Below are 15,292 nucleotides of genomic sequence, written 5' to 3'. Positions count from 1 at the left end.
CTCATCCCACGGGACGTATTCGGAAAAGTGCGAATGGCGCAACCGGGCCGACCTAGGCAACCATTATTTTCGGTCGGGAGAACACCGAACGAAAGGCACGGAGCGCCAACACATACTATATTCCCTCGCCGGGCCGAATGTCAGTGTGCACCGCCGAGTTCCAACGCCAGCACACCGAGGATCACCAGCCCGATTCCGCCGACCTGGACCACGGTCAGCCGCTCGCCCAGAAACAGCACACCGATCGCCGCGATCGCGGCGACACCCACCGCCGACCAGATGCCGTACGCCACCCCAATCGTCATGCCGCGCTTCAACGCCTGGGACAGGAAGAAGAACGCCGCGCTGTAGCCGACGACCATTACCAACGAGGGCATGAGCTTGCTGAACCCGTCGGAGAGCTTCAGCGAAATGGTCGCGGTCACCTCGGACGCGATGGCCAATGCGAGCAGTAGCAAGGTCATCGCCGCAGCGTAGCCAGTTCCACGCACCCACACAGAGCGATGCCCTGCGCCGGATGCCACGCAGCTCCCCAAGGTGGGGAACACCGGTAGGACCGCGGCAACCGCGGAGCATACGATCTGGCAAATGATCGGCAGGCAAGACGTTGCGGTGGTTGAGTTTCCCTTCGAAACGCTGACCTGCAACGAAATATCGTTCGCGGAACGCGACGAAAGCTATCGGCTACTGCATGAATGGCCGGAGCCGACCTATCGGCATCCATCCGGACTACGCATGATCTGGAAGTACGCCGATGTGCGCGAGGTGCTGGACGCGGCCACTCCCGGGTTATCCAACGCGAATTCGTTGGATCCGCTGGTGGGTTACGCGCGGATCGCGGCGACTCCGCGGGCCATCCCGCATTTCGTCCGGCACCTGGTTCCGCCGCCCGCCAAGGCGACCGCCAACTTGACCGACGACCGCCTGCACAAGCGCGTGTGGAACACCATGGCTGGTCCGTCGGGGCACTTCACGATCTCCCCCGGCGACCGGCCGCACCGTGCCGCCGCCATGGTCGAGCACTTCCACGACGCGGTGCGCGATTCGGGCTACCGGCCCGGCACCCACCTCGACGTCACGGCATTGTCGATTACATACGCCGCACGGACGTGCGGTGCGGCCGTGGGGTTGCCCGAGTCGGACTGGCCACACGTGGCGGCATGGAGCGGCGCGCAATCGGGGCTACTCGGCCGCGTCATGCGCGGCCGCGAATTGGCCGATGCTGTCGCCGCACTCGGATGGTTGTTCACCGTGAGCGGCCGGGCGGTCCGGGAGGGCCGTGGCAGCGCGGCGACCGGATTCGCGCGCAGGCTTCGCGACGCCGGGCTCTCCCACCGAATCGCCGTGTCGGCCATGGCGAATTCCCTCGCCGCCGGTGTGCACACCGTGAGCGGCAGCATCCAGCAAGGGGTGCAGCGGCTGCTCGCGGACCCGGACCGGGCGTGGTGGGATCTACTCGCCAACCCGGAAGGCTCCGGACGGGTTGCCGCGAAGATCCTCCAGCTCGACCCCGGACTCGTGGCGTGGAAACGTCGTGTCAAGAAACCGGTCGTCCTGCGGAGCGGCACTCGACTCCCGGCGGGACCGGTGCTGGTGATGTTCGCTGCGGCCAACCGCGACCCGGAGGCCTTTCCCGACTGTTTGGATCTGCAGGGTACCGGCAAGCTGCCGTTGACCTTCGGATTCGGCAGGCACGTCTGCCCGGGCAAGAGCATGGCCACGCTCGCCGTCGAAGTGTTCCTCCGGCAGCTACGCGAACTCGCGCCGGAGGCCGAACTCGTCCCGGAGGCGAGTCGCACCACGCGGCGAAGCGATCTCCTGTTCAGCGGAGCCGATATCACCATCACCTGGTAGGACCGATCGACTCGACGTCATTCGCCGAACAGGGACGTTCGCTCCGAACACCGGCTCCGCACCGCCCCGCTGAGTCAGCCCAGCCAGGCGCGTGCCTCGGCCGCCGCCCGCCGTACCTCCCCGAGCTGCGACGCGACCTGCACGCCCGCGGTTCCGCCTCGGGCGTCCCGAGACGCGATGGAGCCCTGCACGGTGAGAACCTCACGCACTCTTCCGGTCAGCGCGGGGTCGATGGCGGCGAACTCCTCGTCGGTGAGCTCGTCGAGGCCGACGCCGCGGGATTCGGCGGCACGCACGCAGGCGCCTGCCGCCTCATGCGCGACACGGAATGGAACACCCTGGCGGACGAGCCATTCGGCGATATCGGTGGCCAGTGTGAAACCGGCGGGGGCGAGTTCGGCCATGCGGTCGGTGTGGAAGGTCAGTGTCGAGACCAGGCCCGCGATAGCCGGGAGCAACAGCTCGAGTTGCGCGACCGAATCGAACAAGGGCTCCTTGTCCTCCTGCAGGTCACGGTTATAGGCCAGGGGCTGCGCCTTGAGCGTGGCCAGCAGTCCGGTGAGGTTTCCGATCAGCCTGCCCGCCTTGCCGCGGGTGAGCTCGGAGACGTCCGGGTTCTTCTTCTGCGGCATGATCGAAGAGCCGGTGGACCACGCGTCGGCCAGGGTGATGTAGCCGAATTCCGGTGTGCTCCAGAGAATCACCTCTTCGGCCATCCGGCTCAGGTCTACGCCGATCATGGCGAGCACAAAGGCGGCCTCGGCCGCGAAATCCCGCGCCGAGGTGGCGTCGATCGAGTTGGCGGCGGCCGCGTCGAAATCCAGGTCCGCGGCGATCGCCTCCGGGTCGAGTCCGAGCGAGGAGCCCGCCAGCGCGCCGGAACCATAGGGCGACACCGCCGCCCGCTTATCGAAGTCGCGCAGCCGGTCCAGGTCGCGCAGCAGCGGGTGGGCGTGGGCGAGTAGATGGTGGGCCAGCAGCACCGGCTGTGCGGCCTGCAGGTGCGTCTTGCCCGGCATCACCGCGTCCGGGTGCGCCGCGGCCTGAGCGACGAGCGCGTCGACCACCGCGAGCACACCCGCCGCGACCCGGCGCACACCGTCGCGCAACCACATCCGGAACAAGGTGGCCACCTGGTCGTTACGCGAACGGCCCGCACGCAGCCTGCCGCCGAGCTCGGCGCCCACTCGCTCGATCAGCCCGCGCTCCAGCGCGCCGTGCACGTCCTCGTCCGAGTCGGCGGGCCGGAACACACCCGAATCCACGTCCGCCGCAAGCCGATCCAGCCCGGCCAGCATCCCCGACAAGTCGCCGTCGGAGAGCAGCCCCGCCTTGTGCAGGACCCGCGCGTGTGCTTTCGACGCGCGAATGTCGTATGGGGCGAGAGCCCAGTCGAAGTGCGTCGACTTGCTCAGCGCGGCCATGGCCTCGGCGGGCCCGGAGGCGAATCGCCCGCCCCAGAGCGCACCCTGGTTCGTGCTGCCGCTCTGCGTCACTGGTCCGCCTCTCCGAGCCTTCAGGCCGTACTAGTTGGGTGATGAGGATTTGCGAGACTACGACTGTGGCGGTAGCCGACAGCGCGCCGGTGCGCGTCCGCGCACCGGCGCGCGTGGGATTACTTCTGGCTCAGGTCACGGCGGGCGGCGACCTTGGAGGACAAGCCGTGGATCTGCACGAAGCCCTTGGCCAGCGACTGGTCGAAGGTGTCGCCCTCGTCGTAGGTGGCCAGGTTGAAGTCGTAGAGCGACTGCTCGGAGCGACGACCGTTGACCACGGCGGAGCCGCCGTGCAGGACCATTCGGATGTCGCCGGAGACATGCTGCTGGGTGTCGCCGATGAAGGCGTCCAGAGCGCGCTTGAGCGGGGAGAACCACAGGCCGTCGTAGGCCAGCTCGCCCCAGCGCTGCTCGACCTGCCGCTTGTAGCGGCCCAGTTCGCGCTCGATGGTGACGTTTTCGAGGGCCTGATGCGCGGTGATCAGCGCGATGGCGCCGGGCGCCTCGTAGATCTCGCGGCTCTTGATGCCGACCAATCGGTCCTCGACCATGTCGAGGCGGCCGACGCCTTGGCGGCCCGCGCGATGGTTCAGTTCGACGATCGCCTCGAGCACGCTGACCTGGCGCCCGTCGATGGCCACCGGCACGCCCTTGTCGAAGGTGATGATGAGCTCGTCCGGCGCCTCGAAGTTGACGGTGGGGTCGGAGGTGTAGTCGTAGACGTCCTTGGTCGGAGCGTTCCACAGGTCCTCGAGGAAGCCGGTCTCGACGGCACGGCCCCAGACGTTCTGGTCGATGGAGAACGGGGATTTCTTGGTGACGTTGATCGGCAGCGCGTTCTCCTCGGCGAAGGCAATGGCCTTCTCCCTGGTCCACGCGTAGTCGCGGACCGGGGCGATCACGTTCAGGTCGGGCGCGAGCGCGCCGATGCCGACCTCGAAGCGGACCTGATCGTTGCCTTTGCCGGTGCAGCCGTGCGCGACGGTACTGGCCCCATGGAACTTGGCGGCCTCGACCAGGTGCTTGACGATCAGCGGGCGGCTGATCGCCGAGACCAGGGGGTACTCGCCCATGTACATGGCGTTGGCCTGGATGGTGGGCAGGCAGTACTCGGTGGCGAACTCGTCACGGGCATCGACCACGATCGCCTCGACGGCGCCGCAGTCCAGCGCTCGCTGACGCACCACGTTCATGTCCTCGCCACCCTGGCCGAGGTCGATGGCCACGGCCACCACCTCGGCGCCGGCCTCCTTGCCGATCCAGCTGATCGCCACGGAGGTGTCCAGCCCACCGGAGTAGGCGAGTACGACGCGCTCGGACATGTTCTGTGTGCTCCTCGGTTTTCGGTAGGTGTACCAGCAGTATGGCGGGTGTCCGAGCGGCGGGCGCGGCCCGGCCCCGACGCCTCGAGACCACTCTCGGCTCGCCCACGTCGTGCTACAAATGATTATGCACGACGATGCAATCCCATTCACAACCGGGGCGGGCGTGCGCACCCGCTCAGACTGACGAACCCGTCGGCAATACCCCTTGCCTCACCACCGCCTGTCGCAGCACCACGCCGGTGACGCATCCCGGCGAAGGTCATCCAGACGCCCGACCGGCAATGCCGATGGACGTGCTCACGTCTCCCAAGGATTGATCACCGGCACGTCCATCGGAGCGAAGTCCTTCACGTTCCGCGTCACGAGCGTCATGCCGTGTTCGCTCGCCGTAGCGGCGATCATGGCATCACGCTCGGGGCGTAGGTCCGGCACGTGCAGCCGCGCGACGCGACGCGCGACGGCCAGGTCGATCCCCAGAATCCGGCCTGCGAACACATCGAGCACGTCGTCCTCCAGCCACCTTCGCAGCCGCTTCCCCTGCGTCGAGTCACGTCGTTCGACTCGACCGATGCCAACCTCGATCTCCAGTACGGTGACGACGCTCATATACAGCTCGGACGGCCTCCGGCCTGCCATCCAGGCCCGAACCGAAGGATTCGCCGCACGAGAGGACTTCCGCAGTTCACTGAGGACGTTCGTATCGAGCAGGAATGTCACAGCCGCGGAACCTTCAACTCGACGGTCAACTGAGCCGGATCGAAATCGATGTCGTCATCCCCCATACTCAACCGCTCCACAATGTCCTGACTGTCCGCGCGCAACCTCCGATACTCCTCGATCGATAGCAGCACGAAAGCCTCCGCGCCACGATCGGTGATTACGACCGGACCCTCGACTGCGGCGCGTTTGGCCGCACTGACGTCGCGATTGAACTCACGCGCACTCATCGTGGTCATCGACGCCTCCCTAATGTAGGTACTTACCTACATTAGGAAGTTCGCCATCGGCGCGCCAGTCGATTGCGCGATCGAGTGCCAGCCCCCACGCCTGGCCAGGCAAAGTTTCGACACCATCGCCATGCTGCTCGAGCAGCGGCGCCGCCCGGAAGCCGGGCAATACCCCGCCGCCTGAATCACCGGACCGCACAGACCTCGCTGCCGCGCTCACAGACACGGTCGCCTACCGGCCGGACTGAGCCATTCCGACTTTCAACCCGGCAAGATGGGACCAGACCCACAGCTGTCGCGCAAGCCTTCGATCATCCAGATCGCCGAGGCGCCCGAGGACTGAGTGACCGCCTCCTACCGGCTTCGATCAGCGCTATCGCGCAGCTCGAGCCCGGTGTCGGTCCCGTTGCAGAGATCGGCCGGTTTCTCTTCCTTCGGTGATCTCGTGACCAGATCGAGCCACGGCTGCTGCCAGACAGTGTCTTTGGGAGTGAGCAGACTCTCGAAGGCTGTGTCCGTATATGCCGGTTGGTTATTCCGGTGCCGCTTCGAACTGTCCGATCCTGTGGTTCAGATTTATTCGGGTGCGTAGAGCTCGGGCTCGAACAGCGCTTTGGCGCCGGCTCGCGTGTGGAGCTTCCGTTGCAGGGAGCGCAGGATCGTGACCGCATCGGCGTCGCGTATCGCATTGACGAGTTGGAACTCGACGCCCGCACCGAACAGGTCGCTGCCGAAGGCCAGTTCGCTCAGAAACAGCGCCCTGGCGGTCTCGACCTCGGTCAGCATGGTAGACCGCGTTCCTGCTCAGCGAGGGCCTGGTCCAAATGGCGCATGGCGCGGTGCACGCGGCCGAGGTTGCTGAGGGTCCTCGCTACGGCCGGATGCTCTGGGCCGTAAGCCTCTTCTGTGATGCCGAGGGCCTCGAGATATGCGGCCTCAGCCTCGCCGAGTCGACCGGATGCGTGATGGACAAGCCCAATGGCGTTCAGTGTGGCGGCAACCTCCGGATCTCGTTGGCCGACAAGGCGAGTGAATATTCCCAACGCACGGGTGTGGGCAGCTCGCGCCTTCTCCAGTTCGCCGAGGTCGCGCTGAACCAGGCCCAGACTGTTGAGGCTTGCCGCCAGAGAACGGGAATCCTCTTCTCCTAACGATGTCGCAATATCAACCGTCCGTTCGGAAATCCATCGGGCCTGCCGCAGCTGCGCTTGCCCGTACTGGTTATGCATAGTCAAGTAGCGCGAGACGCGCTCAATGAGAATTCGTGCACGGTCGAGGTCGGATCGCTCATTGATACTGTGGTCGAGTACGGTCAAGGCGTGCGGTAAAAGCCTGGCACATTCGCCCCAATTCGAAATATCTGCGACGTCTTCCGGAAAGGCGCACTCTAGTAGTCGAATCGCTGCCCCCGACCATTCCTTGCGTTGCTCGACGCTCAGGCTCTCTCGGATCACCAACTGCACAAGGCGATGCATCGAAAGGCTTCTCTCCGATACATCCACTATCGAGTATCTGCTGGCGGCACTCACCATGTTGTTGAATTGCAACGGATCCGAGAGCGCCGATCGTAAGGCGCCCGGCATGGTCGCCGCGTGCCTGAGCAGCATGTTCCGGTCCACATCCTCGGCGGAAAGGTGTGACAGAAGGTTCAATAGTAATTCGGCAGTCGGTGAGATACCCCCTAACTTTTGGAGCGACACCGCCCATGTGGTTGCGACGGTATCTTCGTGGTTCGCTGGCCTTCCCTGGCGGGACATAGCAGCGGCTCTGGATTGAAATAATTCGAGATACGTCACCAACGATATATTGGAGTCCTCGATATAGGCGCCGGCCTGCTCCAGCGCGATCGGGAGATCGCCGAGGATCTCGGCGATCTTGTCTGCAGCCACCCGGTCCGTTGTTCCTGTTCGCGAGAGTAGGAACTCGACTGATTCGGATCGTTCCAGCACATCGAGCCTTATGGTCGACGCATACCCCCGCCACGATGGATTTCTGGATGTCACGATGACATGCCCTCTCGTGTCGGCGGGACGAAACGGCATCAGATCCCGCGGGTCCTCGACGTTGTCATAAATTATCAGCCAATTGTCGTGCGCCCGTAGCCAATCTCGGAGCATCCCCATGCTGTCGCTGTGGCCGTCGGTAGAATGCACGCCCAACCTGATCGCCAGCTGATGCAGTGATTCGGTGACTACTGCTGACCGCTCCGCCGGAATCCACCAGATCAGCTCGTATCGAGCAAGATTTCGGTATGCATATGCAAGTGCCAGCTGCGTTTTGCCGACCCCGCCCATTCCTGAAATGACTGTTGTCTGAACTACTGCCGCAGTCAGCTGTTCGTCCAACTTCCGTTCGACGGCAGCAATCACATCGCTCCGTCCGACGAAGTGCAAGGTCAGGCTCGGTAAATTGGAGATGCGCGGCACCGGGGACCGTGTTGACTCGCTGGCATCCGGTGGCCGCTCGACACCAATCTGGACGTGCTGGGCGACCTGCGGTTGGTGACGCCCGGTAGTCTCGCCGTCGGTCGGTCTGTCTGGGCGGTGTGGCGTGGCCTCCAGTGGATGCTGCGGTGCGTGCCCGAAGCGCTGGCCCAGACGTCGCGGCCCGAATCCTACGGCCGCGGCTGCGCCGTGACCCAAAGCTGGAGCCGGAGGCGATTCGGGATCGTCCAGGCCGAGGCCGAGATAGGGCTTCGGGATGTCGAGTCCCTCGGCGATGCGGACGAACACGTCGTAGCTTTCGATCTTCCTTCTGCCGCTAGCGATCTCGCGGACGCGTTGATCGCCGAGGTCGGTAGCGCGCGCGATCGCGGCCCAGCTCCAGCCGCGGTGGTGCAGGAATTGGAAGATCAGCTGGATGTCTCGGGCAGCGAGCAGCTGGCGGATCGAGATGCCATCGTGCTGCTCGCTGGTCCACCAGGCCGGGTTGATCGACTGTCGTGCGGAAATAGGCCCCCCACCCACCGTCTGTACTGTCGATCCGCAAGTCTAGTGGTGCACGTGGGGGTCACGTCATCGCAATTCGATCAGGGAACGTCCGCACTTGAGGAAGCTTCGGGTGTTGGCGGCACCGAGCAACTCTGCGTGTGTGGCGACCAACTTGGCGATGGGCGCGTCGGCGTCCTCTACACCGAGTGTCACAGTTTCCTTGTCATTGCCGGGCCATTCGACCACCAAGCGCAGCCCGCCGGCTTTGGCCGTGCGGCGAACCTGGTTGAGGCTGGGGATCAGTCGGGTGACCTTGACGAAAAGTTGGGCGATGGTGGCGTCAGCTTTCTCGCTTCCGCTCACTCCGGGCACATCGGGAGTGTTGGAGTAGCGCCTCTCGGAGAACTGGGCCTTGAACCCGATCCGGCTCGACTCGGCGACCTCGAGTCCGTGAATTGCCGCTGTGACGTCGGAGGCCAACAGGGTTTTGACGCCCATCGGGTGGATCCTTCTGTCCCGCATCATCTCTTGAACCAGTGCGATCTCGGGGTCCAGCAGCTCGGTCAGCGACTCGAGGTAAGCGGGCAGCAGCCGGTCGGCGGCGGACATGAGCTTGCCGAATACATCCTTCGGGTCGAAGGCGAGACCGACGTAGTTGCCTTTGCTCTTGCTCATCTTGGCGCCGGTCCCGTCGGTGCCCTCGATCAGGCCGGTGGCCACGACCACCTCCGGCTTCTGCCCGTGGTTCTCCATGACCCGGCGGCACATCTGCATGCTCAGCAGCTGGTCGAGTCCGCCGATCTCGATGTCCGCGCTGATCTCCACCGAATCCAATGCCATGACAACCGAGTACACCAATTCCGCCATCGTCAGGCCGCTGCCCGCGCTGAGCCGATTGCGGAAGTCCTCACGCTGTAGGGAGGCCGAGAGCGGAAGTTTCTCCAGCACGCCGATGAATTCGGGGAGGCCGAACGGTGCGAGCCATTCGCTGTTGAACCGGAAGTCAGCGTCGTCGAAGTTGAAGAACGGTGAAACTTGGTCGCGGTAGGACCGCATGTTGCGCTGAATGTCGTCGTCGGTCAACGGAGGTCGATCCGCAACACGGCCAGACGGGTCGCCGATCTTCGCGGTGATGTCGCCGATGATGAAGACGACCCGATGTCCCATGCGCTGGAAGCGGCTGGCGACGATCATCGGCACCGCGTGGCCGACGTGAACGTCTGCGGCGGTGGGGTCGATGCCGAACTTGACGATCAGCTGTCGCCCGGCGTCACGGGCATCGGTCAGCAGTTCGGCGAGCTGGGCTGACGATGGAAGCAGCTCCTGGGTGCGGGCGGCAATGATCTGGGCCTGTTCTGTGGCAGACAGGTCGCTCAGATCCATCTGTCGACGCTCCGCGAGCAAGGCTAGGATCGCGTTGAGTTGCGGTCCTTCCCGCAGTTCGGGGGCTGTCCCGAGGATGTCCATCGTTGCGTCTCGGGATGCACCGAGACGGGTACTTTCGTGCATCATGCGTCCTGTCCTGTTCGCAGTCGGTGAGGTCGCTAACGGAAGGTGTAGACGACCTTGAGGGTGTGTGGTCGGTTGGTGGCGAACGACTGCGGAACGTCGGGCGGCAGAGCGCAGCAAGTGGCGATGATCGGGGCGAAGTCAGCCTGGTGATTGCTCAGAACCTCGAGCGCGGCGGCGAAGTCGTCCTGGCCTTCGTTGACGCGGTATGCCTTGCTGCCTCGGAGGATTGATTCCTTCTCCAGGAGGCGGCGAACCGATAGATCAGCAGTCGCTTGCGGGCGATAGACCCCGAGTGCCACCACCTGACCCAGGGGTGCCACCGCGGCTGCTGCTATCGATATCGGTTCACTGCTGATGCCTCCTACGGCTTCGACCACGACATCGTACCGGTTGGACTCGACGCTGCCTACAGTGATAACCCGGTCCGCGAAGATGGACAAGCGTTCGATCCGCTCGGCAGACTTGACCGCGATCGTCACCTGCCAGGCGTTTTTCTGCCGGGCACGTACTGCGGCCAGCGCCGCCATCGGCCCGTCGCCAATGACGAGAACATCCAGTCCGTCCATCACCATCGATCGAGTAGCGTGAACAACGCACGCCAGCGGGTCCGTCAACGTTGCCAGCGCGACATCGACATCGGCGGGCACCCGGTACAGCTGTTCGATGGTCACCTGAACTGATCCGCTGAACCCGCCGCGGCCGGTGTCGTGTCGGCCGATGCCAGCGTCGTCAGCACATTGCTCGGTCCATCCCCGTCGGCACATCGGGCACCGTCGACAGGGGCGCAGGGGACGAATGGCTACCAGCGCACCGTTGTCCGGATGCCGGCCGACCAGCTCGTGGCCCAGGGAGGTGAGCGCGAAGCCGCTGCGGAACCGCTGGATGTCGGGGCCGCATACGCCGACCGCGACGACCGGCACGGTCTGCTCGATCACAGCCACCCCCGAACGGTGTGGTCGTCGCCACCACTGGCGGTGATCAATTCCCGCAGCTTCGCCAATGCCGATCCGTCTGATATCAATTCGCGAGCGAGGTCGAATGCTTCCGGGACAGTGGTGGCGATGTCGCCGAGGAGAAGCAGGGTCGCCGCGTTCACCGCGACCATGTCCACCAAGGCCGGGGCGGCGGTGCCGGCGAGAACGTCCACCACGATCCGTGCCTGTTCGGTCAAATCTGACCCTGGCACGAAGTCGCCCACGGAGTATGGCCCGACGCCGAGGACGTCTGCCAGCGCAAGGCGCAGAGTTCGGCCCCGGACCCCTTCTCGGACGCCGACGATCGATGTATCGCCGACAATGCCCACCTCGTCGATCCAGCGGAGGTTGTCTGGAGTCGATGACACGACCAGCATGTCTCCGTCGTGGTACCGGCGTAGTACCTCGAGCGACAGGCTGACATCTGGATGCGCGATGCCGTACAGCAGGGTGTCGGTTCTGATCGGCAGCAGTAAGGCTGGAAAGGCCAACGACAGCACATGCGGAGCGAAGAACAGTCCACCATAGGCGGCGTCGAAGCGAGGAACCATCTGCTCGATCTCGAAGATGCCCAGACCGCATTCGGCCATCACGTCCAGGGTGCGACGTGTGCTTCGCGTGAGCTCGACCCCGAGCCGCTTCAAGGTGTCGGCAGAGCCGGCCACCGACGAGGTGGCCGCGGATGCGCACTTCGCGACCCGGACGCCTGCGGCCGCGGCGACGATCGCCGCTGGAGTTGAGATGTTGGGTGTCTTGATTCCCTTCTTTCCGCTGCCGGCGATCCCGATGACGCATTCCCCGGTGAAGGGATGCGCCGGCCGGGCGGCCGGGCGCAGTCCGTCGAGGGCCAGCGCCGCGTCGATGGCACCGCTGGCTTCCTCGACAGTCGGATGTTTAGCCATCAGCCCGTTCAACAGCACGCCGAGCTGGGCGCTGCGCATCCGCGGATCGTCGATGTCGAGTACCAACCGCATGTAATCGGAGGCTTCGCGATAAGTCAGGCTCGACCCGGAGTTCAGCCGGCTCAGGTACGAGGCGAAATGGGCGGGCTCGGAATCCTCGACAAGCCCCATCAGGTTCGCATACACGCTGTTGCCCTTTCACCACAGCTCGGTGACCGAGATCAGGTAGTCCGCCAGCTCGGCCTTCGCCGACCGCCAGGCCTGGGAGTTCGTCGCGCACTCGCCTACGAGATCCACGCAGTCGCCGTAGTCACGCAGGAACAGCTGGTTGATCAGCTGGAAGCTGGGTGACTCCGCCGCGAGCACTGCGGTGTCACCGGCGATCCGGTCTACGATCTGGTCCGGCGTCGAGGTGACGCTGATCGAGGACTCCGGGATGCTCTTGGACATCTTCGGATGTCCTCCGAATCCGGAGGCGAGGCGCGAATAGATCGACCCCAACGTGAAGTCACCGCGCAGGGTGGTGTTCGAGTCGAGGCGACGCGCGATCTCGGCAGCGAAGCGGACGTACTTGTGTTCGTCGATCCCGAGTAGCACCAGAACGGCGTCGAAGTCCTGGCCGAGGGTGATGAAATCGGAGGCCATGAGGGCGAGAGACACCTTGCGGGGGAACGTCATCGCAGAGGCGACGATCCCGAGGCTCGCATAGTAGGCGTGGTTGTCCTCCTCGGCGTCGTCGAAGTCTGCGTCATCTGCGAAATGACTGAGCAGATACAGGTTTCGTACGGTGTCGACTTCCTCGAACTGGCTACGCAATACACCCGCCGAGTCGTCGTAACCGAGACGCCGGCAGAAGGCTGCGAACCTGTCCGCCAAGTCACGGGCTTCGGAAAGCGACCTGCCCTTGCCGTTGTAAGCGTCCAAGTCGCCGAGAACGATTTGGGTGAACTCGCCGCCCTGCTGGAGCTTCGACATCCCGAGGATCTGCCCCACTGTGCCCATGTGCGGGACTCCGGACATGCCGAACCCTGTGGTCACGACGCGAGCGGAGCGAGGTGTCGACAAAAACCCCTCGGCGCGGTGGTGACACAACCAGCGGAGATTCAGCTCCTCCGCGCTGAAGCCGGCCAGCTCGAAGCCGAAGCGATCGAACTCGAAGTCGCCGTAGCCGTACTCCCGCACGACGTTTCGGTAGTAGGTGTTCGAGAAGATGACCGGTGCCGTTCTCATTGCGCCCTCCGTGCCGGTTTCATTGGTGTCCAACAGGATCCGACTGGCAGGCGCTAGGAAGTAAGACCGAGACGCACCTTCACCGTGAGGGGACAAGGTGATCTGGTCGGAGACAGGTCTATGTTCGAGTCTGGGGCGATGACGGAATCAGACGGCCGCGTAATCGGCTGTGTTGCAACTACTGCCAGATCCAAGTCCTGTCAGGCCCGGCAGCACGTCCACGCTGCGACCAGGAGGCAGGTGGTCGTATTCGACATCGACGGTACGGTGTCGGATTGTCGGCACCGCCTCCACTTTCTCGGCTTGAAGCCACCGCAGTGGGAGAGGTTCTTCGCGTCGTCAGCGATTGACCTGCCGCTACCGCGAGGACTCGCGATTGCCACGGCCCTGGGGTCGAGGTGCAACATTGTGTGGCTGACCGGCCGACCAGAACGGTTTCGGACCATCACGATGTCGTGGCTGGCACGGCAGGGCCTACCGACGGACACGGTACACATGCGGTCCCAATCCGACCGGCGTCCCGTCGCCGAGTTCAAAATGGAGCGAATCGCAGAGATCGCCGACCAGGATGACATCCGCCTGGTCATCGACGATGACGATACTGTCGTCGCCGCGCTTCGCCGCGGCGGATGGCCGGTCTACCACGCACAGTGGTCGACCCGATGAGCGGCGCTGTGCGGGTTGTGCACCTGCCGGCCAGAACGCCGTACGTTCGCAAGATCGTGTCCGCTGACATCGAATTACTCAACGGCAACAGAACCCGGCACGGCATCGTGCCTGCGGCAGTGGGCGCGGAATGGCTTCTCAGACACCGCCCGCTGGACTGGCTCGACGTGGTTCACCTCCACCACATCGAGTTCGAGGATCTTCTGGTCCTCGAAGATCTGCTCGACGCCTGTGCGAACGAGTCGGTGAAGGTCGTGTGCACTGCCCACGACTTGGTGCCGATGTTCACAGCGGCGGGGGACCTCCGAGCACGCCTAGAGCTCGTTGCCCAGTCGGGAGCCAGCTGGATCGGCCTCACCGAGTCGTCGGCAGCCGAACTTCGGCAGCTCGTTCCCGCGGTGGAGCGGGTGCGGGTGATTCCGCATGGATACGTCGTTGCCCCGGACGATCTGATGGGACGTGTTCGGCAGGTGAGCTCGGAGGCGAGCGGCTTTTTGATGTACGGCGCGTTACGCCCGAACCGAGGCCATCTGACGGCGGTGACGAACTGGAGTCTGGCCGTCCCTGACCCGCATGCGCGCCTCAGCCTCCTGTTGCGCCCGTTCAATCCTGCCGATTTCGGCAGGTACAACATCGATGCGCTGTTGTCGGTGGTCCGGGCCGACGATCGGATCAGCGCGACCATGCAGTCCTACCCGTCCGATGCCACCGTTGTCGAAGCCGGGCTCAGATCCGATGCGCTGCTGCTCCCGTACTCACGCGGCACCCATTCTGGTCAGCTGGAGTTGGCCTTCGACCTGAATATGCTGGCGGTGTGCTCCTCGGTCGGGCACCTACGCGAGCAAGCCCTCGTACACGGCGATCGGGTGATCGAGCCGATCTGGTTCGACTGGGGTGACGGCCGAGACTTTCTCTACGGTGAGCGACTCGTCGCGGCTCTCGAGACTGCAGGCCGGCAACTCGTCGCCAGACCGCGGAGCGGTCCGAGCCAGGAGTTCTCGGACTACCGGCGCGACGAGCACACCGTGTTCCTAGCCGAGCATCGCGAGACGTACCTCAACTGAATAGCGACCGCCGCTTTCGACGAGTTCCACACCGGCCGCACCCTCACAGTCAGCCAACTCCACTTCCTGAACCTGCTCACCGACTACGTCAGGAAGAACGGGGTGATCGAGGTGGGCGCGCTCTACGAGCCGCCGTTCAAGTCGGTTGCACCGACCGGGCCGGAGGACATCTTCTCCGAAGAGGATGTGGACCGGATAGTGGCGGTCGTCAGGAATATCCGTACGACTTCACTAGCCGATCAACAAGCCGAGCAGACCGCGGCACACGGATAGCACAGAACCTGGAACGCTCGGCGACGTTTCGCGCTCGCAATCGGCGTACCGGGGCAGTCCCGACAGGTCCTTCTACTTCGCAGTGGGTGTGCAGGTAGCTGTCATCGGCGCCGATGGCC

The 15,292-nt window shown here is 64.4% G+C and carries 15 protein-coding genes; 4 read left to right on the top strand and 11 right to left on the bottom strand.

Going from position 1 to position 15,292, the window contains the following annotated elements; translation table 11 throughout:
• Positions 1-140: 140 nt before the first annotated feature.
• On the bottom strand, positions 141-464 hold the full coding sequence (locus OH799_RS35685) for a DMT family transporter (RefSeq protein ID WP_406273778.1): 324 nt from the start codon (positions 462-464) through the stop codon (positions 141-143).
• A 124-nt stretch (positions 465-588) separates the two neighbouring features.
• Here OH799_RS35685 and OH799_RS35680 point away from each other — a divergent pair, with 124 nt between their 5' ends.
• Positions 589-1,854, top strand: coding sequence for a hypothetical protein (locus OH799_RS35680; RefSeq protein WP_406273775.1), 1,266 nt, complete (start codon positions 589-591; stop codon positions 1,852-1,854).
• 74 nt (positions 1,855-1,928) lie between these two features.
• On the opposite strand, the gene argH is transcribed toward OH799_RS35680, so the two are convergent.
• The 10 genes from argH to OH799_RS35630 all read right to left on the bottom strand — a co-directional run bounded on the left by argH (position 1,929) and on the right by OH799_RS35630 (position 13,170).
• Positions 1,929-3,350: an argininosuccinate lyase gene (argH, locus tag OH799_RS35675; protein ID WP_406273772.1), complete on the bottom strand. Its 1,422-nt coding sequence runs from the start codon at positions 3,348-3,350 to the stop codon at positions 1,929-1,931.
• A gap of 119 nt (positions 3,351-3,469) precedes the next feature.
• A complete protein-coding gene (locus tag OH799_RS35670; RefSeq protein WP_406273769.1) occupies positions 3,470-4,672 on the bottom strand; it encodes an argininosuccinate synthase in 1,203 nt (400 codons plus the stop codon).
• A gap of 300 nt (positions 4,673-4,972) precedes the next feature.
• A complete protein-coding gene (locus tag OH799_RS35665) occupies positions 4,973-5,392 on the bottom strand; it encodes a type II toxin-antitoxin system VapC family toxin (RefSeq protein WP_406273766.1) in 420 nt (139 codons plus the stop codon).
• Positions 5,389-5,631 carry a type II toxin-antitoxin system Phd/YefM family antitoxin gene (locus OH799_RS35660; protein WP_406273763.1) on the bottom strand — a complete coding sequence of 81 codons (243 nt, stop codon included), beginning with the start codon at positions 5,629-5,631 and terminating at the stop codon, positions 5,389-5,391. Before OH799_RS35660 ends, OH799_RS35665 begins: the two co-directional genes overlap by 4 nt.
• Before the next feature lie 567 nt (positions 5,632-6,198).
• Positions 6,199-6,408, bottom strand: a complete 210-nt coding sequence (locus OH799_RS35655) for a hypothetical protein (RefSeq protein ID WP_406273761.1) — start codon at positions 6,406-6,408, stop codon at positions 6,199-6,201.
• The gene (gene fxsT / locus OH799_RS35650; protein WP_406273758.1) at positions 6,402-8,588 is read right to left on the bottom strand and encodes an FxSxx-COOH system tetratricopeptide repeat protein; all 2,187 of its coding nucleotides are present in this window, start codon (positions 8,586-8,588) and stop codon (positions 6,402-6,404) included. Before fxsT ends, OH799_RS35655 begins: the two co-directional genes overlap by 7 nt.
• Positions 8,589-8,636: 48 nt before the next feature.
• A complete protein-coding gene (tyrS, locus tag OH799_RS35645) occupies positions 8,637-10,064 on the bottom strand; it encodes a tyrosine--tRNA ligase (protein ID WP_406273755.1) in 1,428 nt (475 codons plus the stop codon).
• Between the two features lie 32 nt (positions 10,065-10,096).
• Positions 10,097-11,005 (bottom strand): alcohol dehydrogenase catalytic domain-containing protein, encoded by a 909-nt coding sequence (locus tag OH799_RS35640; RefSeq protein ID WP_406273753.1) that lies wholly within the window; start codon positions 11,003-11,005, stop codon positions 10,097-10,099.
• Entirely contained in the window at positions 10,996-12,111 is a 1,116-nt protein-coding gene (locus tag OH799_RS35635) for a hypothetical protein (protein ID WP_406273750.1), read from the bottom strand. The genes OH799_RS35640 and OH799_RS35635 overlap by 10 nt, the downstream gene beginning before the upstream one ends.
• Before the next feature lie 27 nt (positions 12,112-12,138).
• On the bottom strand, positions 12,139-13,170 hold the full coding sequence (locus tag OH799_RS35630; protein ID WP_406273747.1) for a hypothetical protein: 1,032 nt from the start codon (positions 13,168-13,170) through the stop codon (positions 12,139-12,141).
• Between the two features lie 120 nt (positions 13,171-13,290).
• Here OH799_RS35630 and OH799_RS35625 point away from each other — a divergent pair, with 120 nt between their 5' ends.
• Genes OH799_RS35625 through OH799_RS35615 form a run of 3 tightly spaced genes read left to right on the top strand, consistent with a single transcriptional unit; the run spans position 13,291 to position 15,173 of the window.
• Complete coding sequence (locus OH799_RS35625) at positions 13,291-13,836, top strand: HAD family acid phosphatase (protein ID WP_406273744.1); 546 nt, start codon at positions 13,291-13,293, stop codon at positions 13,834-13,836.
• Positions 13,833-14,900 (top strand): hypothetical protein, encoded by a 1,068-nt coding sequence (locus OH799_RS35620; RefSeq protein WP_406273741.1) that lies wholly within the window; start codon positions 13,833-13,835, stop codon positions 14,898-14,900. The genes OH799_RS35625 and OH799_RS35620 overlap by 4 nt, the downstream gene beginning before the upstream one ends.
• Complete coding sequence (locus OH799_RS35615; RefSeq protein ID WP_406282914.1) at positions 14,901-15,173, top strand: type I restriction-modification enzyme R subunit C-terminal domain-containing protein; 273 nt, start codon at positions 14,901-14,903, stop codon at positions 15,171-15,173. It begins immediately after the preceding gene.
• The last annotated feature ends 119 nt before the right edge of the window (positions 15,174-15,292 follow it).

This window comes from Nocardia sp. NBC_00881 (genome assembly GCF_045207455.1).
GTDB lineage: Bacteria > Actinomycetota > Actinomycetes > Mycobacteriales > Mycobacteriaceae > Nocardia.
Note: the sequence above shows the minus strand (reverse complement) of the source record. Positions and strands in the feature narration are given on the sequence as shown.

Bases quoted from the DNA above. Each gene is read 5' to 3' on its own strand.
- OH799_RS35685 (WP_406273778.1), bottom strand. From the start codon at position 464: ATGACCTTGCTACTGCTCGCATTGGCCATCGCGTCCGAGGTGACCGCG.
- OH799_RS35680 (WP_406273775.1), top strand. From the start codon at position 589: ATGATCGGCAGGCAAGACGTTGCGGTGGTTGAGTTTCCCTTCGAAACG.
- OH799_RS35670 (WP_406273769.1), bottom strand. From the start codon at position 4,672: ATGTCCGAGCGCGTCGTACTCGCCTACTCCGGTGGGCTGGACACCTCC.
- OH799_RS35660 (WP_406273763.1), bottom strand. From the start codon at position 5,631: ATGACCACGATGAGTGCGCGTGAGTTCAATCGCGACGTCAGTGCGGCC.
- OH799_RS35655 (WP_406273761.1), bottom strand. From the start codon at position 6,408: ATGCTGACCGAGGTCGAGACCGCCAGGGCGCTGTTTCTGAGCGAACTG.
- tyrS (WP_406273755.1), bottom strand. From the start codon at position 10,064: ATGATGCACGAAAGTACCCGTCTCGGTGCATCCCGAGACGCAACGATG.
- OH799_RS35635 (WP_406273750.1), bottom strand. From the start codon at position 12,111: ATGGGGCTTGTCGAGGATTCCGAGCCCGCCCATTTCGCCTCGTACCTG.
- OH799_RS35630 (WP_406273747.1), bottom strand. From the start codon at position 13,170: ATGAGAACGGCACCGGTCATCTTCTCGAACACCTACTACCGAAACGTC.
- OH799_RS35625 (WP_406273744.1), top strand. From the start codon at position 13,291: ATGTTCGAGTCTGGGGCGATGACGGAATCAGACGGCCGCGTAATCGGC.
- OH799_RS35620 (WP_406273741.1), top strand. From the start codon at position 13,833: ATGAGCGGCGCTGTGCGGGTTGTGCACCTGCCGGCCAGAACGCCGTAC.